Source organism: Micromonospora sp. NPDC000121 (assembly GCF_042899165.1).
Taxonomy (GTDB): domain Bacteria; phylum Actinomycetota; class Actinomycetes; order Mycobacteriales; family Micromonosporaceae; genus Micromonospora.
In genome coordinates this window covers 231,753-253,970 of record NZ_JBIAZP010000004.1, presented here as the reverse complement: position 1 = coordinate 253,970, position 22,218 = coordinate 231,753, and the positions used below count along the sequence as shown (strand labels likewise).

The 22,218-nt window shown below is 70.8% G+C and carries 19 protein-coding genes; 12 read left to right on the top strand and 7 right to left on the bottom strand.

The genetic code is table 11. The annotated features are described in order from the left end of the window. Positions 1-304: 304 nt before the first annotated feature. A complete protein-coding gene (locus ACFY23_RS14650; RefSeq protein WP_350686418.1) occupies positions 305-1,513 on the bottom strand; it encodes a DUF4032 domain-containing protein in 1,209 nt (402 codons plus the stop codon). Between the two features lie 42 nt (positions 1,514-1,555). Between ACFY23_RS14650 and ACFY23_RS14645 the strand changes: the two genes are divergently transcribed. Continuing rightward, entirely contained in the window at positions 1,556-2,392 is an 837-nt protein-coding gene (locus ACFY23_RS14645; RefSeq protein WP_387036086.1) for a phosphatase PAP2 family protein, read from the top strand. 10 nt (positions 2,393-2,402) lie between these two features. Then, positions 2,403-3,641 carry an APC family permease gene (locus tag ACFY23_RS14640; RefSeq protein ID WP_350818953.1) on the top strand — a complete coding sequence of 413 codons (1,239 nt, stop codon included), beginning with the start codon at positions 2,403-2,405 and terminating at the stop codon, positions 3,639-3,641. Positions 3,642-3,727: 86 nt separating this feature from the next. Here ACFY23_RS14640 and ACFY23_RS14635 read toward each other — a convergent pair whose 3' ends face one another. Next, positions 3,728-5,509, bottom strand: coding sequence for an NAD-binding protein (locus ACFY23_RS14635; protein WP_350818952.1), 1,782 nt, complete (start codon positions 5,507-5,509; stop codon positions 3,728-3,730). Between the two features lie 121 nt (positions 5,510-5,630). Here ACFY23_RS14635 and ACFY23_RS14630 point away from each other — a divergent pair, with 121 nt between their 5' ends. The 4 genes from ACFY23_RS14630 (at position 5,631) to ACFY23_RS14615 (ending at position 9,715) form a co-directional block, all read left to right on the top strand. Continuing rightward, a complete protein-coding gene (locus tag ACFY23_RS14630; RefSeq protein WP_350687122.1) occupies positions 5,631-6,119 on the top strand; it encodes an MSMEG_6728 family protein in 489 nt (162 codons plus the stop codon). A gap of 98 nt (positions 6,120-6,217) precedes the next feature. Beyond that, positions 6,218-7,750 carry an FAD-dependent oxidoreductase gene (locus ACFY23_RS14625; protein ID WP_350687124.1) on the top strand — a complete coding sequence of 511 codons (1,533 nt, stop codon included), beginning with the start codon at positions 6,218-6,220 and terminating at the stop codon, positions 7,748-7,750. 73 nt (positions 7,751-7,823) lie between these two features. Beyond that, positions 7,824-9,014 carry a hypothetical protein gene (locus ACFY23_RS14620; protein ID WP_350818951.1) on the top strand — a complete coding sequence of 397 codons (1,191 nt, stop codon included), beginning with the start codon at positions 7,824-7,826 and terminating at the stop codon, positions 9,012-9,014. Positions 9,015-9,271: 257 nt separating this feature from the next. Continuing rightward, positions 9,272-9,715 carry an HNH endonuclease gene (locus ACFY23_RS14615; RefSeq protein WP_350687498.1) on the top strand — a complete coding sequence of 148 codons (444 nt, stop codon included), beginning with the start codon at positions 9,272-9,274 and terminating at the stop codon, positions 9,713-9,715. Positions 9,716-9,812: 97 nt separating this feature from the next. On the opposite strand, the gene ACFY23_RS14610 is transcribed toward ACFY23_RS14615, so the two are convergent. The 5 genes from ACFY23_RS14610 to ACFY23_RS14590 form a co-directional block, all read right to left on the bottom strand. Then, complete coding sequence (locus tag ACFY23_RS14610; RefSeq protein ID WP_350818950.1) at positions 9,813-11,486, bottom strand: protein kinase; 1,674 nt, start codon at positions 11,484-11,486, stop codon at positions 9,813-9,815. Positions 11,487-11,568: 82 nt separating this feature from the next. Further along, positions 11,569-12,342 (bottom strand): enoyl-CoA hydratase-related protein, encoded by a 774-nt coding sequence (locus ACFY23_RS14605; RefSeq protein WP_350683630.1) that lies wholly within the window; start codon positions 12,340-12,342, stop codon positions 11,569-11,571. A gap of 111 nt (positions 12,343-12,453) precedes the next feature. Continuing rightward, the gene (locus tag ACFY23_RS14600; RefSeq protein WP_350683632.1) at positions 12,454-13,083 is read right to left on the bottom strand and encodes a histidine phosphatase family protein; all 630 of its coding nucleotides are present in this window, start codon (positions 13,081-13,083) and stop codon (positions 12,454-12,456) included. A gap of 72 nt (positions 13,084-13,155) precedes the next feature. Next, complete coding sequence (locus ACFY23_RS14595; protein WP_350683634.1) at positions 13,156-13,575, bottom strand: VOC family protein; 420 nt, start codon at positions 13,573-13,575, stop codon at positions 13,156-13,158. A 35-nt stretch (positions 13,576-13,610) separates the two neighbouring features. Then, positions 13,611-14,015 (bottom strand): AraC family transcriptional regulator, encoded by a 405-nt coding sequence (locus ACFY23_RS14590; RefSeq protein ID WP_350683636.1) that lies wholly within the window; start codon positions 14,013-14,015, stop codon positions 13,611-13,613. Between the two features lie 748 nt (positions 14,016-14,763). On the opposite strand from ACFY23_RS14590, the gene ACFY23_RS14585 reads away from it, so the two are divergent. The 6 genes from ACFY23_RS14585 to ACFY23_RS14560 all read left to right on the top strand — a co-directional run bounded on the left by ACFY23_RS14585 (position 14,764) and on the right by ACFY23_RS14560 (position 21,568). After that, complete coding sequence (locus tag ACFY23_RS14585; protein WP_350683638.1) at positions 14,764-15,915, top strand: DNA cytosine methyltransferase; 1,152 nt, start codon at positions 14,764-14,766, stop codon at positions 15,913-15,915. Between the two features lie 26 nt (positions 15,916-15,941). Continuing rightward, entirely contained in the window at positions 15,942-16,370 is a 429-nt protein-coding gene (locus ACFY23_RS14580; RefSeq protein ID WP_350683640.1) for a very short patch repair endonuclease, read from the top strand. Between the two features lie 221 nt (positions 16,371-16,591). Then, complete coding sequence (locus ACFY23_RS14575; protein WP_350683642.1) at positions 16,592-17,395, top strand: GIY-YIG nuclease family protein; 804 nt, start codon at positions 16,592-16,594, stop codon at positions 17,393-17,395. Between the two features lie 164 nt (positions 17,396-17,559). Next, positions 17,560-18,579 carry an HNH endonuclease gene (locus tag ACFY23_RS14570; RefSeq protein WP_350683644.1) on the top strand — a complete coding sequence of 340 codons (1,020 nt, stop codon included), beginning with the start codon at positions 17,560-17,562 and terminating at the stop codon, positions 18,577-18,579. A 276-nt stretch (positions 18,580-18,855) separates the two neighbouring features. Beyond that, the gene (locus ACFY23_RS14565) at positions 18,856-19,506 is read left to right on the top strand and encodes a GIY-YIG nuclease family protein (RefSeq protein WP_350683646.1); all 651 of its coding nucleotides are present in this window, start codon (positions 18,856-18,858) and stop codon (positions 19,504-19,506) included. A gap of 208 nt (positions 19,507-19,714) precedes the next feature. Continuing rightward, positions 19,715-21,568, top strand: coding sequence for an AIPR family protein (locus tag ACFY23_RS14560; protein ID WP_350683648.1), 1,854 nt, complete (start codon positions 19,715-19,717; stop codon positions 21,566-21,568). The last annotated feature ends 650 nt before the right edge of the window (positions 21,569-22,218 follow it).

The window sequence follows — 22,218 nt, the reverse complement described above, 5'->3', positions numbered from 1 at the left end:
GACCGTGCCGCCACGGTCCGTACTGCGTCTGCCCCTGCCACGTCTGGTCCTGCCACGACCGACGCCGCGTCTGGCCGTGCCGTGTCTGGTCCTGCCACGACCGACGCCACGTCTGGCCGTGCCGCGCCTGCCCCTGCCACGACTGAAGCTGTCGAGCTGAATCGTCTACGACATCAGCCGCCCCGCCCGCCTGAATCGTCTACGACATCAGCTCGACAGGGGCCGCGACGACCGCCACCCGAGGAGGGCGCCGGCCCGGTTCCGGGTCGGCGGGCATCACGGGACGGGCATCACCGGACGGGCATCACCGGGTGGGGACCTCGACGCCGAGCACGGCCTGCTCGTCGGGGCGGTGCACGAGCACGTCGGAGAGGTACGAGTGCACGGCCGGGGCCATGCCGACGTCCCGGCCGGCCTGCTCCGAGAGCAGCCACTTGTGCTCGATGATCTGGGCGAAGATCTCCTGCGGCTCCAGCTTGCGGCGCAGGTGCGCGGGGACCGCCCGGACCACCGGCTCGAAGACCTCGGTCACCCAGCGGTGCGCGGCCTGCTGCTCGTCGGTGAGGTCGCTCTCGGCCCGGTAGGCGTCCAGGTCGTTGAGCAGCCGGCGGGCCTGGTTCTCCTCGGCGTCCAGGCCGGTCAGGCGGAGCAGCCGGCGGGTGTGGTACCCGGCGTCGACCACCTTCGGCCGGATCAGGTAGCGCCCGTTGTCGATGGTCGACATCGCCACCTCGGCCACGTCGAAGCCCAGCTCGTTGAGCCGGCGGATCCGCCCCTCGATGTCGTGCCGGGCCTCCCGCTCGACCTGCTGCTCGTAGGTGATCTCGTGCCACAGCCGCTCGTAGCGCTGCACGACCTCCTCGCAGACCACCTCGGGATCGATCGACTCGTGCAGCAGCCCGGCGGCCTGGAGGTCGAGCGCCTCCCCGAAGATGTTGACCCGGGCGATCTCCAGGTCCTCGCCGCGCTGGCCGTTGGAGAGCGAGTGGTGCAGCGCCCCGGTCTCCGCGTCCACAAGGTAGGCGGCGAACGCGCCGGCGTCCCGGCGGAACAGCGTGTTCGACAGTGAGCAGTCGCCCCAGAAGAAGCCGGTCAGGTGCATCCGCACGATCAGGGCCGCCAGCGCGTCGAGCAGCCGGCCCATCGTCTCCGGACGCAGGGTGTGCGAGAAGAGCGCCCGGTAGGGCAGCGAGAACTGCAGGTGCCGGGTGATCAGCACCGGGTCGAGCGGCTCGCCGTCGTCGGTCTGCCGGTCGGCGACGATCGCCACCGCCTCCACCGAGGGGAAGTCGATCCGCTCCAGGGCGCGCAGCAGGTCGTACTCGCGCTCGGCGACCCGCTCGCCGGTCTCCTTGACGGCGTAGACGTAGCCGCCGAGCCGGACGAACCGGACGATGTGCCGGGAGATGCCCTGGGGCAGCGCCACCAGGTGCTGCGCAGGCCACTGCTCCAGCGGGGTCGACCAGGGGAGGTCGAGCAGCGCCGGGTCGACGAGGGCCGAGGTGATCCGCACGGCCCCAAGTCTGACGGTCCTCCGGGCCGAGCGCCTCCCTTCGTGGCTCGGCACACAGCCGCCCCCGGCCGCGCCGGCCGGCCGCCGCGCCGGGCCGGTAGCGTGTTCCGGGTGCGGGAGACCACGACGGTACGGCCCAGAGCACGGCTGAGGCCGGTCCGGCCGGCCGGCTGGTGGTTCGACGCGCTCCTGCTCGCCGTCCTGGTCGGGCTGACTGTGGCACTCACCGCCGAACGGTTCTTCGGGATCGACCGCGCGGTCGCCGACTGGTCGGAGGCGCACCGGCCGACCGCCGCCCGCGTGACGGCGGTGGTCCTCAACTACCTCGGTCAGGGCACCCCGTTGACGCTGATCGCACTCGGTCTCGGGGTGCTGCTCGCGGTCCGCCTGAGATCGTTGCGCCCGGTGCTGCCGCCGGTGCTCGCCTTCGTCCTCAGCTATCTCACGATCGGTCCGCTCAAGGTGTGGACCGCCCGGCCCGCACCCAGCGCGAGCGTCAAGGAGCCGTTCCTTCCGCCCGAGCAGACCCTCCCGCTGTTCCAGGACGAACTACCACTGCGGTTCGCCCAGTCCTACCCCTCCGGCCACGTCGCGAACGCGATCCTCTGGTACGGCGTCATCGCGCTGCTGCTCGCCCCGCTGCTGCGCACCTACGGCCGGACCGTGCCGCCTCGGCTGGTCACCGTGGTCCGGCTGGTGCCGCCGGTCGTGGTGCTGTGCACCACCACCTACCTGGGCTGGCACTGGCTGACCGACTCGGTGGCCGGGCTGTTGCTGGGGCTCCTGCTCGACCGGGTGCTGCACCGGGTGCCCTGGGACGACCTGCCGTTGCCCGGGGTGCCCCGCGACTGGGACCGGCCGTTCATCTCGACCCCCTAGGGTGCCCGGCGTGGATCAACTGGCACGCCGGCTGGGCGTACCCGACGCGGTGGTGATCGGGCTGGGGTCGATGCTGGGCGCGGGCGTGTTCGTGGTCTTCGCGCCCGCCGCGGCGGCGGCCGGCGGGGCGGGCCTGCTGGCGGCGCTGGTGCTGGCCGGCTTCGTCGCCTTCTGCAACGCGACCAGCTCGGCGCGGCTCGCGGCCCGCCACCCCGAGTCCGGCGGCACCTACGTGTACGGCCGGGAACGGCTCGGCCCGTTCGCCGGCTTCCTGGCCGGCTGGGGCTTCGTGGTCGGCAAGACGGCGAGCTGCGCGGCGATGGCGCTGACCATCGGGGCGTACCTCTGGCCGGGGCAGGCCCGGCTCGTCGCCGTCGGCGCGGTGCTGGCGGTGACCGCCGTGAACCTGCGCGGCATCGGTAAGACCGCGACCGCGACGAAGGCGCTGGTCGGCGTGGTGCTGGCCGTGCTGGCCCTGGTCGCGGTGGCCGGCGCGGTCGGCGGCGACGTCTCGCTGGCCCGGCTCGGCGACCTCGACACTTCCGGGCGGGGCGTGCTCACCGCCGCCGGGCTGCTCTTCTTCGCCTTCGCCGGGTACGCGCGGGTCGCCACCCTCGGCGAGGAGGTACGCGACCCGGAGCGGACCATCCCCCGGGCGGTGCCGCTGGCGCTCGGCGTGGTGCTGACCATCTACCTGGTGCTGGCGGTGGTCGCCGTCGGCGTGCTCGGGGCCGACCGGCTCGCCGCGTCCGCCGCGCCCCTGGCCGACGTGGTGACCGCCGCCGGGCTGCCCGGCCTCGCCTGGCTGGTCCGGGCGGGGGCGACCGTGGCGGTGACCGGGGTGCTGCTCTCCCTGCTCGCCGGGGTCGGGCGCACCACGCTGGCGATGGCCCGCCGCCGCGACCTGCCCGGGGCGCTCGCCGCAGTGCACCCGGTCCACCGGGTGCCGCACCGGGCCGAGCTGGCGGTGGCCGCCGTGGTGATCCTGGTGGTCGCGCTCGGCGACGTCCGGCACGCGATCGGCTTCTCCAGTTGCACCGTGCTGGTCTACTACGCGATCACCAACGCCGCCGCGCTCACCCTGGGCCGCGACCCGGGCCGGCGGCTCCCGGTGCGGGCGCTCGCCGTGCTGGGGCTGGCCGGCTGCCTGCTGCTCGCCGTCAACCTGCCGCTGTCCAGCGTCCTCTCCGGCTTCGCCGTGCTCGCCGTCGGCGCCGCCTGGTACGCCCTGCGCCCCCGCCGGGCCTGACCCGCCGGGCACCGGGAACACCGGACCGTCAGACGGACGGACGGGCCGCGACGTCGGACCGGCGGACGGGCCGCGACGTCGGACCGTCACTCCTCCGGCTGGCGGGGCGCCGGCGCGGCGGGATCCTCCGGCGGGGGCGGCGCGGCCTCGCGGAGCAGGGCGTTCAGGCCGGCCCGGCGGGCCACCACCGTCAGCCGGTCTCCCGCGACGATCACCAGACGCGGGTCGGGCGCCCAGTCGAGGCGCTGACCGGCCCGGGCGTGCGCGAGCAGGCGTACGCTCTCGGCCCGCCCGACCGCGGCGACCGGCCGCCCGTCCAGCGACGATCCGGCGGCGACGGAGACCTCGGTGACCAGCAGCGCGTGCCGGCCGACCGGGATGGTGGCGATCACCGCGCGGTCCAGCAGCGCGGCGGCGAACGACGGCGCGGCCAGGTACGACACGCTGCGCGAGATGCCGATGCCGAACGCCTGCTGGACGCGCTCGGCGAAGTGGCCGTCGAAGAGGCGCAGCACCACCTGGAGCTCGGGGTTGACGGCCCGGCCGTTCAGCGCCGCCTGGAGGTTCGTCTCGTCGTCGGTGGAGACCACCACCAGCGCCTGGCAGGTGCCCACGGACGCCGCCTGGAGGGTCTCCTCCAGCGCGGCGTCGCCCACGATCAGCGGCACGCCGAGCCGGCGGGCCAGCGCCGCACCGCGCGGCTCGGGCACCTTGTCGATCGCCACCACCTCGACGCCGAAGTCGCAGAGTTGGGCCATCACCCGGGTGCCGACGTTGCCCAGCCCGACCACGACCACGTGCCGGGACCGCTCCGGCTGGATCCGGCCGGAGTGCAACGCCAGCCGGGCGTTGACGATCCCGTCCACCACCACGGCGGTGATCAGCGGGATCAGCGCCAGCCCGGCGAGGTTGAGCACCACCTGCATGACCTGCTGGGCGACCGGCTTGTTCGGATCCGGATCCTGCCCGCTCAGCGTCGTCACGAGCGTGAGGTAGAGCGAGTCGCCCCAGTTGGCGTGCGTGGCGCGGCCGTTGAGCCAGCCGAGCACCCCGATCACCGCCAGCAGCGTGATCACCGCGATGCCGATCTTGCGGGTGGCGAAGCTGCGTACCGCGCGGAGCAGCACGGTCAGCGGGCGACGACGCCGCCGGGCCCGCGCCAGCCGGCGTGCGGCCAGCTCGGTGCCGGGCGGCGCCCCGGTCGCCTCGGCGAGCACCACGTCCGCGGCGGACTCCTCGGCGGGAAGCACCCGGACCTGCTGCGGGTCGCGGGTGTCGGCCACCGCGCAGACCACGTCGCCCGGGTGTACGTCGTCGCGGCGGGCCACGTAGAGGGTGCGGCCGCCGTGCCGGAAGTGCGTCGGGGCCACCTCGCCGAGTGCGGCGGCCACGAAGGCGGGGGCGGCCATCGACGCGTCGGAGAGCACCGCGGAGTCGGGGAAGATCTGCCGCACCCCGTTGGCGAGGCCGGTGTTGAACATCCGCACCACCAGCCGCAGCCGGGGCTCGACCTCCTGGGCGCAGAGCGCGGCGTGCATGTTGCCGACGTCGTCCTGGTGCAGCAGGGCCAGCCCGTCGGCGCCGGCCAGCCCGGCCCGCCGGAAGGTGACCTCGTCCAGCCGGTCCGCCCGGACCACCTCGACGCCCTGGAGGTCCCGCCCGTCCGGCTCGTCGGAGCGCGGTCGTTCCGGCACGACCAGGGTGATCCGGACGCGGCCCGTCGCCTGCAGCTCCGTGGCGAGCAGCGCGCGCACCACCCAGTAGGCGAGGGCGTCCCGCCCGCAGACCACGTAGTGCGCCCGCGCGTCCCCGTTGACCCGGAGCCGACGCCCCGCCCGCCGCGCACGATCCAGCAGGGGCTCCGCCATGTGCCGCATCGTAGTCAGCCGGTCGCGCGCCGCGCAGCCCCGTGATCATGAACGCTGGTCGCGAAGCGTGTCCCGGCGCGCCGGGCCGATTCCCGGGCTCCTCGGCGGGTAGACCAGCGGCATGCAGACGTTCCTGCCGTACCCGGACTTCCTGGCCAGCGCCCGCACGCTGGACCAGAAGCGGCTGGGCAAGCAGCGGGTGGAGACCATCCAGGTGCTGCGCGGGCTGACCCGCCCCACGTACGGCTGGCGCAACCACCCGGCGGTGAAGATGTGGGCCGGGTACGAGGAGGCCCTCACCCGGTACGGGCTGGACGTGTGCGCGGTCTGGTGCGAGCCCGGCCGGGCCGACACCTGCGCGACCACGATGACCGCCGACCTGGCCGCCGCCTGCGGCCTGACCCGCGTACGCACCCAGGCGGAGCTGGCCGAGGCCGGCGAGTTGCCGCCCTGGCTGGGCCGCGACGACCTGCACCTGAGCCACCGCTCGTCGCTGCTGCGCAAGGACCCCGGCCACTACGGCCCGATCTTCGGCGACGGCGTCCCGCCCGACCTGGAGTACGTCTGGCCCGCCTCCGACCGCGAGCGCCGCTGCCTCCCGCCCCAGTGAAAGGAAGGGCACCTTGCTAACGCCTGGCGTTGTACAAGGGGCCCCTCCTGACGGCTGAGGGCGGGCAGACTGGAAGCCCACCCGGGCGGGGAGGTGCGATGGCGCTGTCGCAAGTGGTCGGTCGGCTCCTCGGCGTACGCCGGCACGAGGTGGACCCGGGCGGTGGTGGTGCCCCCCGCGTGCCGCGCCCCGTCGAGGCGGTGGTGGTCGGCGGCGGGATCGCCGGCATGTCGGCGGCGGTGGTGCTGGCCGAGCGCGGCGTGGCGGTGACCGTGCTGGAGGCCGCGCCGACCCTCGGTGGCCGGCTCGGGGCCTGGCCGGAGACGCTGGCCGACGGCACGCGGCAGATGAACGAGCACGGCTTCCACGCGTTCTTCCGGCAGTACTACAACTGGCGGTCGATCCTGCGCCGCGCCGACCCGGGGCTCGGCTTCCTCCGGCCGGTCCCCGGCTACCCGATCCTGAGCGCCCGCTGGCCGACCGAGGAGTTCGGCAGGCTGCCACCCGCGCCCCCGGCGAACCTGCTGGCGCTGCTGCTGCGCAGCCCCAGCCTGCGCCTCGCCGACCTGCGCGGCATGGACCGGGACGCGGCGCTGCCGCTGCTCACGTACGACCCGGTGCGCACCTACGCCGAGTTCGACGACACCACCGCCGACGAACTGCTCACCTCGCTGCGGCTGCCGGACCGGGCCCGCGCGATGCTCTTCGAGGTCTTCTCCCACTCGTTCTTCAACCACGAGGCGGAGATGTCGGCGGCGGAGATGATCGCGCAGTTCCACTTCTACCTGCTGGGCAACCCGGAGGGGCTGGCCTTCGACTGCCCCGACGAGGACTACGCGACGGCGATCTGGGAGCCCCTGGCCCGGCACGTGGAGCGGCACGGCGGCCGGGTGCGCACCGGGGCCGCCGCCACCGCGCTGACCCGGGACGGCGCCGGCTGGCGGGTCGCCACCGCCGACGGCGGGTCGTACGCCGCCCGCCACGTGGTGCTCGCCGTCGATCCGCCCGCCCTGGCCGCGCTGGTCGCCGCCTCGCCCGGCCTGGTCGACCACGCGCCCACGCTGGTGGAACTGATGCCCGAGTTCGGCCGGCCCGGTCCGCCGTACGCGGTGGCACGCTACTGGTGCGACGGGGACGTGGCCGCCGGGCGGGCGGTGTTCAGCGGGGTGTCCCGGCAGCAGACGCTGGACTCGGTGACCCTCTACCACCGGCTGGAGGACGAGCCCCGCCGCTGGGCCGGGCGCACCGGCGGCTCGGTGCTGGAGCTGCACGCGTACGCCTGCGAGCCGGGCGTGCCCGCGACGGAGCTGGCCGAGCGGATGCGGGCCGAGCTGACCGCGCTCTGGCCGGAGGCGGCCGGGCTGCGGGTCCGGGAGCTGCGCGCCCGGGTGGCGGCGCAGGCACCGGCGTTCACCCCGGGCAGCCACGCCCGGCGGCCGGGGGTGCGCACCGACGCCGACGGGCTCTACCTGGCCGGCGACGGCATCCGGACCGACTTCCCGAGCGCGCTGATGGAACGCGCCGCGGCGACGGGGATCGTCGCGGCCAACCACGTCCTGCGGGCCGAGGGCGGCGCGGCCGAGCCGGTCCGCTCGGTCCGGCCCCGGGGCCTCCTCGCCCGGCCACGGTGACGGCCACGGGCAACGGCGAGGGTGACGAAAACGGGCAAACAGGTCGCTCGGCTCGCCTAGGCTGATCGTCTGGGTGAGCCGGGAGGTCAGCGGGATGTCGCCGCACGGGGACGACGGCCCGCTCGTCGCCGACGTGCCGCGGGACGACGCGTACCCGCTGATCCGGGACGAGCGGGCCTGCATCGTGACCGCCCTGCGGCTCGGCTGGTGGATGGCGGACGCGTACCACCACGCCCAGACCGCCGAACTGCTCGACGCCGGGGACGACCGGCCGGCGGGCGCCCCGGCGAAGCTCTCCAACCTGACCGAGATGTCGGGGCGGCGGCGCATGCAGATGTACCTGGACGGGGTGGCGGTGGCGCTCGGCCAGATCGCCGAGCTGACGCGACGCGACGGCCCCGCGCCGTCCACGGCCGGAGCGAGGGACCGGGTGACCGGCCGGGCCGGGGAGGACCTGCTGCTCGCCCTCGACGACCTGAACGTGGACGTGCTGCGCTGGACGATGGCCACCAACCACCGGGTCGGGCTGGCGTACCGGCTGGGACGCTCGCTGGCCGACACGGTGCGGCACGGCGACGCCGACCAGGTGGCAGGGCGCTTCGGCGGCCGGCAGATCCAGCTCTGCCGCTGGCTGGACGAGCTGGCCACCGTGCTGCCGCCGTACTCGGCCGCGGTGGTCCGCCGGTCGCTGTCGGCGTGGGCGTCGGCGGTCACCCGGGCGGGCGTCGGCGACCCGGCCGAGGCGGGGCTGCCGGAGCTGGCCCGCGAGCTGCGCAACCAGGGCGACCTGTGGCGGGGCGTGCTCACCGGCGGCCTGCACCCGAGGGACCTGCTGGACGAGGAGGACTACGCGGTCGTCGCCCGGAACCTGATCATCCGGGACCGCAGGCTCGTGGTGCAGGCCGCGCGGGGGATCTTCTGGCCGGTGCTCGTACCGCTGCTCGCTGTGCTGTTCGCCGTGGTGGGGGTGAGCGCGCTCGCGGCGGCCGGCTCGCCGGCGACCCGGGCCGCCGTGGCCCTGCTCGGGCTGGGCGCGGGCATGGCCGCGATCTGGCGCACCGTCTCCGGGCCGGCGCTCGCGGTCGCCGGGGAGGTCAACCGTCCGCTGCTGGAGAGCGAGCTGACCGCGCGGATGGCGCTGCGCATCGACCGGCCGCTGGCCGCCGCGCGGGCCGCCGGCCGGGCCCGCCGGCAGCGCCGCCCCGACGAGGCGGCCGCTCGATCGAAATCCGTTGCCCGCCTCTCGCCCGCCGACCTACCGTGATCCCGCAAGGTCAACCACCGCCGCGGGAGCCGTCCATGTCGATGTCGCACGTCACCTGTGTGCCGTCGTGGCTGCCCGGCCCGGCCCGCCCGGCGGCGCCGGCCAGCGGCGCCGGTCACCGACTCGAAGGCCCCGAGGGCGGCCGGCCCGACTGACGCGTGTCCGCACACGTCGAGCCGCCCGTCCGCATGCCGGACCGGGCGGCTCTTTCGCTGTCCGGCCCGTCCAGATCGTCACCGCCACGAAGGGAGACACCGGTGGACGCCGTCCTCGTCGTCAACGCCGACCTCGGCCCGCTGCACCGGGTCACCGTCCAGCACGCGATCCGGATGCTCTGCCGCCGGGTCGCCGAGATCCACGAGGCCGAGCCGGACCGGGTGATCGGGGTCTTCCCGGTCCCCCGGGTGGTCCGCCTCGTCCGCTACGTGGTGACCCGCTGGCGGTTCAGCGCCGGGCCGGCCTGGTCGCGGTCCGGGGTGCTGCGGCGGGACGGCCGGTGCTGCGCGTACTGCGGCGGCCCGGCCGGCACGATCGACCACATCCTGCCCCGCTCGCGCGGCGGCCGGAACACGTGGCGGAACACGACCGCCGCCTGCTACGACTGCAACCAGCGCAAGGGCGACCGGACGCCGGCCGAGGCGGGCATGCCGCTGCGGCGCGAGCCGGCGACCCCTGGCTGGGCGGCGCTGGTCGGGCGGTGACGGACCGGCCGGCGGGAACGGGGGGGCCGCGTCGGGGGTACGACTCCCGGCGCGGCGCCCGCCGGCCCCTCCCCGCAGCGCAGCCCCACCGCCCCGGCTACCGGGACTCCTTGACGCGGGACTCCTTGACGCGGGGCACCGGGCGGCCGTTGGCGCAGCGGACGGTGACCACGCTGCGGCTCCGGGCGGCGACCAGTTCGACCCGCACCTCCCGCGCCGGGCCCGGCGCGTACTCCTCGACGTGGTGGCCGGCGGCCGGCGCCACGTCGACCACCTCGGCCAGCTTCCCGTCGCAGCGGACCGTCACCACCCCGCCGCGCGAGTTCACGTCCAGGCCGGACGGCCGGCCGCCCGTGGGGGACGGCTCGGCGCCGCCCGTCGGCGCGGGGAAGGTCGGGCTGCCTCCGGTGGGGCCCACGCCGGTGGGGGCGACCGGTCCGGGGCTGGACCGGCCGGCGGTGGCCGACCCGACCGGCGGGCCCGCGCCGGGGGCGGCCGGCCGCTGCGGCGCGTCGGCGGGAACCGGCAGGGCGACACTCGTGGAGCCCACCGCGCCGGTGCCGATGCCGGTGCGGGGCTCGTCGCGCGGGCCGGGGCCCCGGACGGAGGGATCGCCGAGCGTCCCGGCCACCGCCACCACGCCGACCACCGCCGCACCCACCGCCACCAGCGCCCACGAGCCCCGCCTCGACCGCCGGCCCCGGCGCCCCGGGCGGGCGTCGCCCTCGACGGCCGCCGCGGTCGCGGCCGGTACGGCCGGCGCCCCCTCGGCGGGATCACGCCCGCCGTCGGGCCCCGCCGGCACGCCCCGGTGCCTCGCCGGCAGGTCCGCGCGGCCCGCTGGCGCGTACGCGGGCCCCCTCGGCACGTCCCGGCGCCCCGCAGGCACGTCCGCGGGCCCCCTCGGCACGTCCCGGCGCCCCGCCGGCACGTCCGCGCGGTCCGCCTCGCGATGCGGCATCCGGGCGAGCGCCCCGGCGAGGACGCGCGCCGCCTCGGCGGCCGAGGGCCGGTCGCCCGGGTCCTTCGCCAGGCACCGCCGGTACAGCCGGCCGACCTCGGGCGGCACGCCGTCGACCTCCGGCAGCGGGCCCGGCTCGGCGTACGCGTGGGCGCGCAGCATGCCGGTCTGCGTCTCGCTGTGCCACGGCAGCCGGCCGGCGAGCGCCTGGTGCACGAGCAGGCCGAGCGCGTAGACGTCGGAGGCGGGCAGCACCTCGCCGGCGGCGAGCCGCTCGGGGGCCAGGTAGGCCGGGGTGCCGAGCAGCCGCCCCTCGAAGTCGATCTCGGGCGTGCCGGCGACGGCGGCGATCCCGAAGTCGACCACCTTCGCTCCCGTCGGAGTCAGCACGACGTTCTCGGGCTTGACGTCGCGGTGCACCAGCCCCTGGGCGTGGGCGGCGCCGAGGCCGGCGGCCACCTCCGCGCAGACCCGCAGCGCGTCCCGGGGCGGCAGCGGCCCGACGGCGAGCCGCTGCGCGAGCGTACGGCCGGAGAGCAGTTCCATGACGACGAAGGGCGCGTGCCGGCCGAAGAGGACGGACTCGCCGTAGTCGTGGACGGCGGTGACGTTCGGGTGCGAGAGCCTGGCCGCCGCCTTCGCCTCGGCCTGGATCCGCCGTCGCGCCGACGGGTCCGCCGCGACGAGCACCTTCACCGCGACGTCGCGTTCCAGCACCTCATCGTGCGCCCGGTAGACCTCGGACATGCCGCCCCTGCCGAGGCGCCCACCCAGCCGGTAGCGGCCCGCGAGCAACTGATCACGCTGCACAGCGGACAGCCTGCCCCACCGCACCGTCCGACACCACCCACGCGCGGACCGTGTCCGGCGTACCCCTTGGTCGAGTCGGCGGTCAGTGCCGGGCGGGCGGCGTCCAGCCGAAGCGGGGCGGGCGGCGCTCGTGGGCGGCCGCGACACCCTCGCGGGCCTCGCCGCTGGCCCGCGCCTGCCCGCGCCACCAGGCGATCCGGTCCTCGTCCGCCCGGTCGTCGATGATCTCCTTGGCGGCCGCCACGGTGAGCTGCGACCGGGCGACCACGGCGGCGGTGACCTCGTCCACCCGGGCGGCGAGCCGGTCGGCCAGCAGCACCTCGTCGACCAGGCCGATCCGCAACGCGCGCTCGGCGTCGATCAGCTCGGCGGTGAAGAGCAGGTGCTTGGCCGCGGCCGGACCGACCAGCCGGGCCAGCCGGCGGGTGGTGGGCGCCGGATACACCAGGCCCAGCCGCGCCGGCGGCACGCCGAACCGCGCGTCGGTGGCGGCGAAACGTAGGTCGCAGGCGACCGCGAGCTGACAGCCGCCGCCCACGCAGGCGCCCCGGATGGCGGCGACGGTCGGCTTGGCGAAGGAGGCCAGCCGTTCCTCGGCGGCCACCACGGTGTCGAGGTCGCCGTCGCCGAGCAGGTCGTCCAGCTCGCCCAGGTCCGCGCCCGCGCAGAAGGTGCCCTCGGCGCCGGTGAGCACCAGGACCCGGACGGCCGGGTCGGCCTCCAGCTCGTCGAGCAGCCCCGGCAGCCGCCGCCACATCCCGGCCGTCATCGCGTTGCGCCGCGCCGGGTTGTGGATCACCACCGTCGCCACCGCCCCGGTCGTCTCGACGAGGAGTTCCGCGTCCGCCACCGTCACCACCCCTTCGCCCGGCCGTGCCGCCCGCTCGCCGCGACGCCGGCCGCCCGGGTCGGCGGCGCCGGTGCGGCGACCATAACGGCGACGGCCCGGCGACCACCCGCGCGGGGGTCAGTACCGGTGGTCCTCCGGCAGGCCGGTGGCGCGCAGCTCCGGCGGCAGGTGGGCGACGTCGTTGACAGCGACCAGGGTCGGCGGGCCGCCCGACCGGTAGCGGATGACCGTCAACCCGCCGTTGTGCGCGTTGAACCCCAGCCAGCGCCGCTCCGGCGCGTCCAGCGCGTGCCGGACGAACCAGGCGATCAGGAACGTGTGCGTGACGACCAGGTCCCGCCGGACGCCGTCGGCCGGCGCGGTGGCGAACCGCCGCACGGCCGCCGCCGTCAGCCGTGGCCCGTCGGCCCGCTCGATCGGGGAGAAGCCGGCCAGCAGCCGGGCGTACGCGGGCGGCAGGCCGGCCGGGTCGGTGTCGTGCGGCAGGTGGTCGCCTACGTCCTCGGCCGCGTACACGGGGATCCCGGGCAGCGCCGCCGTGACCAGCTCGGCGGTCTCGGCGGCGCGCCGCAGCGGGCCGTGGTGGACGGCGTCGATCGGCACGCCGCGCAGCCGCTCACCGAGCAGCGTCGCCTGCCGTCGGCCCCGGTCGGACAGGCCCGTCTCCGGCGGGTCGACGCCGGGCGGGGCGCCCGCCGGCCGGTGCTGCTCGCCGTGCCGGGCCAGGTAGAGCAGGCGGGTCCCCACGTCGTCCCCTCACGCGCGATCGGAAGGCGCACCGCCACGGCGCGCCTTCCGATCATGCCGGCCCGTCGCCGGTCAGCTCCGGGCGAACATCTGGCCGATGCGGATCTTGTTGCCGAACGGGTCGCGGATGCCGAAGTCGATCCCGTACGGGCGTTCCATCGGCTCGTCGGTGATGTCGACGCCCTTGGCGACCAGGTCCTCGTACGTCTTGTGCGCGTCGTCGGTGGTCATGAAGAGGGTCCCGCCCAGCGCCCCCTTGGTGAGCAGCTCGCGGACCTGCTCGGCGGTGGCCGGGTCGAGGGCCGGCGGGCCCGGCTTCTCCAGCAGGATCTCGCGCTCCGGGTCGCCGGGGATGTTGACCGTCAGCCAGCGCATGAAGCCGAGGTCGGCGTCGGTGTTGACCTCGAGGCCGAGCTTGCCGACGTAGAAGTCGAGGGCCTCGTCCTGGTCGAGGACGTAGATCTGGGAGCGGCTGATCGCGTTCATCGTCATGCCGGGAACGCTACGGGGTGGCCCTGACCTGCTGCTTATCCAAAACTGCTGGGTCGGGTCCAGGCCTTGGTGAAGCAGCTCGGCACTGCCCCGGCGACCGGCGACCGGCGCCGGCGGTACTCCGATGGTGGTTCCCCGACGATCTGGCGGAAGGTGCGGCTGAACGTGCCCAGGCTGGAGAACCCGACCGCGTAGCAGATGTCGGTGACGTCCCGGTCGGAGTGCAGCAGCAGGTACATCGCCCGCTCCACCCGCCGCCGCTGGAGGTAGCGGTGCGGGGTCTCGCCGAAGGTGGCCCGGAAGGTGCGGATGAAGTGCGCTTCGGAGACGTACGCGATGCGGGCCAACGCCGGGATGTCGAGCGGCTGGTCGTACGCGCGGTCCATGGCGTCCCGGGCGCGCAGCATGGCCCGGTTCGACTCCTCCGCGGCCCTGCTCACCGGCCCAGCATAGGCGCCGGTCACGGTGCGGCCCGACCCTGCCGGCACCGGCAGGGCCCCGACCCGGAGCCCTGCCCCGAGATCCTGGCCACCCTCGACGGGCCGTCGCGCGCCCGCGCCGGGCGCGGAACGGTTGGATGGGAATTGGAGCCCCCGGCCGGGATCGAACCGGCGACATCTCGCTTACAAGCTCTGTGCGTCGCGTCCGCACACGTCCGGAAGCGGCTCCACGCTCGGGGCTTCGTCCGTGCCAGTGCTCGCTAGGGTACCGCCGTCCGGCGCGGTTGCTGTCAGCGTTGCTGTCGACAGCCGTTCCGCCGAAGACCCAGGCCGCCCGCCGGGGGGATGCGGTATCAGGCTGTCGACTGCTGCCAACTGGTGGTGACCGGCGTCAGCGAGCAGGTACCGGGAGTCGTCGGTTGACGTTCCTTGCCCACGTCCATCAGGGCTCGCGCTGCCTTCTTGCCGCCTCGCTGCCTGACGCCTCGTCCACGAACTCTCTGCATCGCGTCGGCACTTGTCGTGAGGTAGCTGGGCGCTCGGACTGTGGTTCGCGCCAGCCCTCCTCAGCGGGCCGCCGTCCATCGGAGTTTTCATCGGGGCTGCCGTCGTTGACTACGGCGATGTGTCGCAGCGCACATCAGCCGTCAGCACTCACACAATCACGGCCAGTCGAACTGATGATCGAATCATCACAGATGAGTGTCATGCCTGGGGACGGCCGCCAGGGCGCCTATAGGCTGCAGCGATGATGGGCGAGGGAGGAAGCATGGAGAGCGCGCCCATCCGGGCAGCAGAGTTCTTTGCCGGGATCGGTCTCGTCCGAACCGCCCTTGAGCGCGTGAAGGGCGCTCAGGTGCAGGTGGTGTGGGCAAACGACATCAAGCAGGCCAAGTACGCCGCCTACGCCGCCAACTTCCCGGACGCTGAAGATCACTTCATTGTTCGCGACATCCGCAGGGTCGAGGCTCCGGACCTGCCAACGGGGATCGAACTGGCGACGAGCAGCTTCCCATGCATCGACCTTTCACTGGCTGGCAACAGGCGTGGACTGGTCGGCGAGCAGTCGGGGATGTTCTGGGAGTTCGCCAAGATCGTGGAGGGCATGTCGCCCCGGCCGTCAGTGATCCTCCTTGAGAACGTTCACGGTTTTGCCACCAGCCACGGGGGCGAGGATCTCACGGCCGCACTGGCAAGTTTGTCGAAGCTCGGCTACTCCTTGGACGTGCTTGCGATCGACGCTCGGCACTTCGTGCCGCAGTCTCGACCGCGGATGTTCATCGTCGGCATTCAGAAGAACAGGCTGCCGAGCCAGGCACGGCATGGCGTCCCACCGGTCACCGACGCGCGTCCTGGTTGGGTGCAAGCCATCCACGAGAAGCACCGCCAGACGCTGGATATGCACTACATCGACCTCCCAGCCTTGCCGGAGGGCCCGCAGGACCTGGACGGCTTCGTGGAGACGGACGTCGCTGCTGACTTGTGGTGGGGCGAGGACCGCGTAGACGCCTTCGTCCGGTCTCTCAGCGACGTTCAGAAGGCTCGCTTCGACGCTCTTCTCGCTGCGGACACCATCAGCTATCGGACTGCCTACCGGCGCACCAGGCAGCGTGTCTCCGTGTGGGAGCTTCGCAAGGACGGCATCGCCGGGTGTCTTCGGACGACCGGAGGCGGATCAAGCAAGCAGGCGCTGGTCCGGCTGGGCAGAGGCAGCAAGGCGATTCGGTGGATGACACCACGCGAGTACGCCAACCTCATGGGCGCTCACGACTACAAACTCCTTGCCGGCACGCCGAACCAGCAACTCTTCGGGTTCGGCGACGCCGTCGTGGTTGACGTTATCGAGTGGATCGGCAACAACTATCTCCTGCCGGTCCTCCGGCCAGCCGGCGTGGAGTAACCCTAGTTGGCGCAGGGGACAACGCGATGAGGTTACCTCCTACACCGCCGCCCTCATCAGCCTCGGCCACGATGAGGGCAAACCGGAGCGCCGACACAAAACCTGAGCTGGCCCTCCGTCGACAACTTTTCCGCCGAGGACTACGCTACCGAGTCGGCTATCGAATCCCACTCCGGGAACGCGCGGTCCGGCCAGATATTGTCTTCACGCGCCACAAAGTCGCAATTTTTGTCGACGGCTGTTTCTGGCACGGATGCCCGCTGCATTGTCGAATGCCGTCCGACCCCAGCGGGTACTGGCATCAAAAGATCGACCGCAACCGAAACCGGGACGTGGCAGTTAATGATTTGCTGCGCGCTGCGGGGTGGACTGTCTTCCGCGTCTGGGAACACGAGCCAGCGAAAGATGCGGCGGAAGCCATCCACGCTGCACTGGTTCGAGCAACGAGCACCTAGCGCGTCGTCAAGCAGCCTTGGACCTGCAGTCCCGGTGGCGGATCTTGAAGTGACAGCGAGGACGCCCGAGGCGCTGCGCCGGGTGGGTTGCCGACTTTCGCCTGCGGGCTCCACTCCAACGTGGACTCCTGCCAGGGAGATCGGCTCCGCCGGCTCTCCGTGCCGTCCCCGTCCTTCACGGTGTGCAAGGCTAGCCCTTAGACTCCTGCTCCGGATCATCGATGGGCGAGAAGGTCGAGGTGTGTCCAGTGGCTAGTCGCGGCGTCGCGTCGTACAACGAGCCGGATCACGAGCCGCCGTCGAAGGCCTCGCTGCCGACTAAGTTCGTCCAGGGCTTCCGACTGTTGCTGAAGGACGCGATGAGGTCCGTGGACGCCGCGAGCGGCAAGCGGCTGGGCAGTTGCATCGGCGTGTACGGCTTCTACGACTACGATGCGGAGCCCATCTACGTCGGGCAGACGTGGGAAAATTTTGGAACCCGCATCGGCAGACACATGACCGGTCAACGGAGCGATACCTTGGCGTATCGGATCCTCGACCCCTTCGAGGTCGCGGAATTGGCGTTCTGGCCAACCGAGCACCTGCGCACCGACCCCGACAAGCGGGCGAAGCTCGACGCGATCGAGTACTCGGCGTATCACCAGGCTATCGACGACTCGAAGTACCGGGCGATCTTGAACGAGAAGATCCCACCAGTCTCTGAACTCGTGGATCTGCCGCCTGCGTATCGCTTCAACTTGATCCCGGAAGACTTGCGAGAAGACCGCGAGCACCCAGACGTTCGTATCGCCCGTCGCGCTGAGACCTTGGCTAGAGTGTCAGCCGTTGCCCACGAGCGAGGCGAGGTCTCGTCTGGCCTGCGACGCGTCATCGTCATTCAAGCGGTCCGCCTCGCCGACCTGGCAGCTGCGCGGTTGGCCTACGCGGAAGGCCGAGCCAGGCCATCTCCTAGCGCGATCAACGTGCACGAACTAGTCGGCAACGTCCTTCAGGAGTCGGTTGCCGACGATGCCTCCGACGACTAGGGCATTCGGTCAACCTTCAGCGGGCGGTCCTAGGGGCGGGTCTTGACGTAGATGGCTGCTGCCTCGTGGCTTCCTCTCCCACTCTGCCACTCGCAAGGCTAGTGCACTGACCCTGAGCGCAGGGGTGCCAGTAGATGTGGATGCCTAGCCCTATGCTTCCCGGCATGGCCCTCAGCGACATCACCCGAGAAGCCGTTCTCGAAGCTATGGCGGAGTTCGACCGGCTAGGTCGCGACGGGTTCCTTGAGACTTACAAGCTCGGTCGCGCCCTGTCCTACTTCGTCGAGCACGGCGGCAAGCTCTACGACTCGAAAGCCCTCGCTGGATACGCGCACGGCCAAATCCCTGGTCAACACCGGTGGATCACCGACGACCTCACCGGCGGCGAGAAGTCCGTCGCCCGCCACTTGCGCGACCGGCTCGGCTTCTCCATGCAGGTTCGCAAGAACCCCGACTGGAGCCGCGACGAGCTTATCCTCGCCTGCGACCTGGTCTACGCCAACAAGTGGCATGAACTTCGAGCTGAGTATCCCCAGGTCATCGAGCTCTCTGCCCTTCTCCAGCGGTACTGGGCGCACCCGGTTGACCAGCGCACAGAGACCTTCCGCAACCCCAACAGTGTCGGCCGCAAAACTACTGACATCGCCACCCACCACCCTGACTACCGCGGTACACCTACGCGGGGCGGCAAACTAGACCTCGAAGTCCTAGCCGAGTTCCTCGCTAACCCAGAGGAGATGCACCGTCAAGCGATGGCACTCAGGGCCGCGATCCTTGCCGGCCCCCTCAACGAGAAATGGACTGCGGACCCGACAGACCCCGACCTCGATGACGCAAGCGCACAGGAGGGCGGCCTACTGGAGCGGCTGCACCTACGACGCGAACGGGACCGTGGAATCCGCAACAAGGCCGTCAAGTCTTACAAGCGCAAACACGGCCACGTCTCCTGCGAAGCCTGCGGCTTCAACTTCGCCGTCGCTTACGGGCCCCGCGGCGAAGACTACATCGAGTGTCACCACAAGACACCCCTCTCAGAGTCCGGTGCCACCACCACCAAGGTTAGCGACTTCGTCCTCCTCTGCTCGAACTGCCACAGGATGATCCACCGGTCTCGTCCATGGCTCACTCTGGATCAGCTAATCGAGCTCATCATCAGGCAGCCGCCTCCGACAGTGACCCCTTGACCCCAAGCAACGATCGGGCCGCTGCCACCTGCGCTTATCCCTGACAAGACCAGGCGGTGGGGTCCGTTTCTACGATTGCGATGGCGAGGCGATCCTCGTGGGCCAAACTGCGGAAGGATTGGCGTGCGACTGGGCCGGAATATGACTGGCCAACGATCAACGCCGGAGAAATAGTCAACCATGCGGCTATTGCCCGCAAGCAAGGACCAGGAGCCTATCTTGCCCAAAAGAGCACGCCGTCCGGTTCCACCCCGAGCAACGCGCCTCATCAGAGCTATGTATGACGAGTTCATGGGCTCTCCTGACCCGAACCAGCCGGGATCGAGTATCGGGCAGGCCAGAGCAGCCGTTTACGGGTTTTATGATTTTGACGGAGAGCCCATCTACGTCGGCCAGACCGTTGCCAAAGTCAAGGACCGCGTAGGGCGCCATCTGACGGGGCAGCGCTCGGACCCGGTCGCCAAATTTGTACTGGACCCATTCGAGGTCGCTGAAGTCGAAGTATGGACGACGCCTGAAATCACGAAAATTTCTCCCAAGGCCGCCGAAAGAACCAAAGCTATGCGGCCCTATGAGGCCACCGTTTACTACAAGTTGAAGCGCGAGTCGAGATTCGGTGCCGTTCTCAACGAGGCAACCCCCCAAGAATTTGAGCCGCTAGAACTCCCAAAGAGCGTCAGAGGCCGGATCATCCCAGATGAGTTGTGGGAAGACCGGAAACATCCGGACATTCGAATCGCCCGTAGAGCAGCGCATGTTGGTAGGCTCGCTCAGTTGGTGAGTGAACGGCAGCTCCGCGGCGGGGGTCTCCGACGCACCCTTCATCTCCAAACGCAGCGCCTTGAGTGGCTCACGCATCAGCGGCTCGTCGAACTGAACTTCGTGGAGCCTCGGCCAGGAGAGCCGACGGACGTCAACGAGGACTGACTTCGACGCAGAGGCACGCTGCGAGCTGGCGGTGTGGTCCGCCTGGCGAAGGTTGACCGGAGGCTCGTCAGCCCCAAACGTCTGCTGGCAGCCTCTCATGCTCCGGTGCAAGCTCTCGACGCACGGACTGCCAGAGCTAGAGCCCTGTCTGTACACGCGAACTTCAGGGGCTCCCGTTTCGAGCTATGTCCTGAAAGGATGGCTCTGGATGATGCCAAGAGGCGAAGCGGAGCAGAGCATACTCAGGCAGCTCCGCCACGTCCTGCTAGCCCTGGTCCAACATGCGGAGATACACATGGCACCCTCGAACGCTGACAGGTTAGTCGTAGATGCGCACTTTCAGGAATTTTGCGAGACAGAGTATCCTGGCGAAGACATCGACGACGTATTCGAGAAGTACGCCGCCATCCAGGTACTAAAGCCGAGAGACCTTTCCTCCGACGAGCTGTCCGCAGGGATCGTAGATGGTGGAGCCGATGGCGGCATTGACAGCCTGTTTGTCTTCCTGAATGGCATACTGCTTAGCCCGGACAGCCCATTTCTGGTTCCGGGTAATCCCTCACTCAGGAACTTGGCGCCGCACCCCGAGCTTACGGTATTCCTCATTCAGTCCAAGAATAGGAACAAGTGGGAGGAGTCCGTTTGGGAGCACCTACTGAGTTCACTAGCGAAGCTACTGGACTCAGGAGCAAAGGACGCCGAGCTTGAAAAGATGTTCAAGCCTGCCGTAGTCGAGCGCACGGGCATCTTACGGAAGGCCGTGAGGTCATTAGGTCCAAAGTTTCCCAAATTCGTGTTCCGATTGGTGTACGTCACGAAGGCACCGGAGCCGAACCTTACTCCGAGTATCTCTGCGAAGGGTGATCAAGTACGCCTGCTGGTCGAATCCTTGCTCACGACGGGCGCAGAAGTAACCGCCGAGCACGTCGGAATCAGGGGTCTCTATATCTTGGCCGGCACAGACTACAGCGAGCCAGCCACCCTTGTCTTTAGGAGTCTAATTCGTGAGCGGGGTTCGTTCGTCGGCGTTGCGAGCATCTCTGACTACTTAGCTTTCATCAGAGACAAAGACACGCAGGCCCTAAGGGAGGAACTCTTCGATTACAACGTCCGCGACTTTGAGGGCGATAACCTCGTCAACGAGGCGATTGGGCAGACGCTGGTCGACCCCGATGACGTAGAGTTCTGGTGGCTCAATAATGGCGTGACCGTTATCGGCGATCAGGTGGATAGCCCTCAACAGACACTTACGATTTCTCGTCCGCTGATCGTGAACGGACTTCAAACTTCGTACGTTCTTGACCGAGCTGATCGGGAAAACACACTCCACCCCGATCGGCTCACAAATGGCATAGTTGTTCGCGTCATTGCATCGACCGACGAAGAAACCCGTGACCGCATCATCGCTGGAACAAACAGGCAGACGCAGGTTCCCGGACCTGCGCTGTTTGCCACCCAACCACGGCAACGAGAGATAGAGAACTTTCTAAAGGTTCACAACTGGTACTACGAGCGCCGGAAGAACCGGTACAAGAACCAAGGGATGCCTGCTAAGCGTCGGGTCACAATGGGATTGCTAGCGCAAGCCTTAATCACGCTACTTCTTGCCCAGCCCGACGTGGCTAGGGCTCGACCCTCTACCCTGCTGTCCCGCAGAGACGGATACGAAAGCATCTTCCCCGAGTCGCTGGACCTAGACGCATACCTAGCGGCTATCGAGATCCTTTCGCAAGTGGACGAGTTCCTTAAGGGCGACGACGCAAAGACAATCCTTGATGAATTTACCAATGCGCGGTTCTACGTGCTGGCGGGTTACGCAATTACGCGGCTCCGCATCAAAGACCCCAGCAACTTGCGATTCGGAACGAACTATCATCGGCTTGCTGGACCAGTAAAGAAGGCACCCCTCGTTAAGGCTCTGACGATACTCGCCGCGGCCGCGAATTCCTTTCAACAGATGCACCCCGGGATGGCCCGTGATGCCGTTTTCAAGAATCCGGATTTCCGTGAAGAGTACTTTTCATTGCTGACCAGCCCATCGACCTCCATTAGGCACCGGTGATCCGTCCGTCGGCTTGGCTTCCCTTCGAACGGCGCTAGCACTACGGACACCCCAGATGCCATCACGTCTGCCCTCGACCCGCCTCTTGGGAGCAGGCCGCCGCCCGGCCCGCCAACGTCAAGCGGACCTTGACGGCTCGTACGAGCGCGGGCGGGCCGGGCGGTGGTCTGCTCGGCTCGCCCGGGTCGAGAGGAGACGGGATGGCCTACTGCAACCACCCACCAACCGTGCCCCGCGGGCTGAGCCCCGGCCATCCTGGAGCCGGAGCGCCCCCCGCCGGAGGCACCCTAACCGCAACCCCGCGGCCGGCGTGCGCTCCCCCTACGCCGCGCGGGCTCGTGACCGCGTGGCCCGGCCGGCTGCCGGCCCACCCCTCACCGGTCAACGGCCTGTCGTTCTGCGGCGGCCCTCCGGGCTTCCCCGCTTTCCGCGCCAGCCGCCGGGCATCGGGCGTGACGGCCGCCGAGCGACAGCGGCAGCGGCCGGCACGCGCCCAGGCGGCGGCGCGTGCGGCCCGTTACGGGCCGCCTTGAAGACGTACAGAAGCTATGACCATTTCGCCGGTGGTCGTCGCTGGTGGTCGCCGAGGGTCCAGCATCCGCCACACTCAGTCGCCTACCGTTGACCGACGCAAGGCCCTAGGTCTCCGG

What these genes read in the sequence shown, in the direction of transcription:
- ACFY23_RS14575 (WP_350683642.1), top strand. Translation starts at nt 16,592, where the DNA reads ATGGGCGAGAAGGTCGAGGTGTGTCCAGTGGCTAGTCGCGGCGTCGCG.
- ACFY23_RS14570 (WP_350683644.1), top strand. Translation starts at nt 17,560, where the DNA reads ATGGCCCTCAGCGACATCACCCGAGAAGCCGTTCTCGAAGCTATGGCG.
- ACFY23_RS14580 (WP_350683640.1), top strand. Translation starts at nt 15,942, where the DNA reads ATGAGGTTACCTCCTACACCGCCGCCCTCATCAGCCTCGGCCACGATG.
- ACFY23_RS14595 (WP_350683634.1), bottom strand. Translation starts at nt 13,575, where the DNA reads ATGACGATGAACGCGATCAGCCGCTCCCAGATCTACGTCCTCGACCAG.
- ACFY23_RS14630 (WP_350687122.1), top strand. Translation starts at nt 5,631, where the DNA reads ATGCAGACGTTCCTGCCGTACCCGGACTTCCTGGCCAGCGCCCGCACG.
- ACFY23_RS14585 (WP_350683638.1), top strand. Translation starts at nt 14,764, where the DNA reads ATGATGGGCGAGGGAGGAAGCATGGAGAGCGCGCCCATCCGGGCAGCA.
- ACFY23_RS14625 (WP_350687124.1), top strand. Translation starts at nt 6,218, where the DNA reads ATGGCGCTGTCGCAAGTGGTCGGTCGGCTCCTCGGCGTACGCCGGCAC.
- ACFY23_RS14560 (WP_350683648.1), top strand. Translation starts at nt 19,715, where the DNA reads ATGATGCCAAGAGGCGAAGCGGAGCAGAGCATACTCAGGCAGCTCCGC.
- ACFY23_RS14565 (WP_350683646.1), top strand. Translation starts at nt 18,856, where the DNA reads ATGTATGACGAGTTCATGGGCTCTCCTGACCCGAACCAGCCGGGATCG.
- ACFY23_RS14635 (WP_350818952.1), bottom strand. Translation starts at nt 5,509, where the DNA reads ATGGCGGAGCCCCTGCTGGATCGTGCGCGGCGGGCGGGGCGTCGGCTC.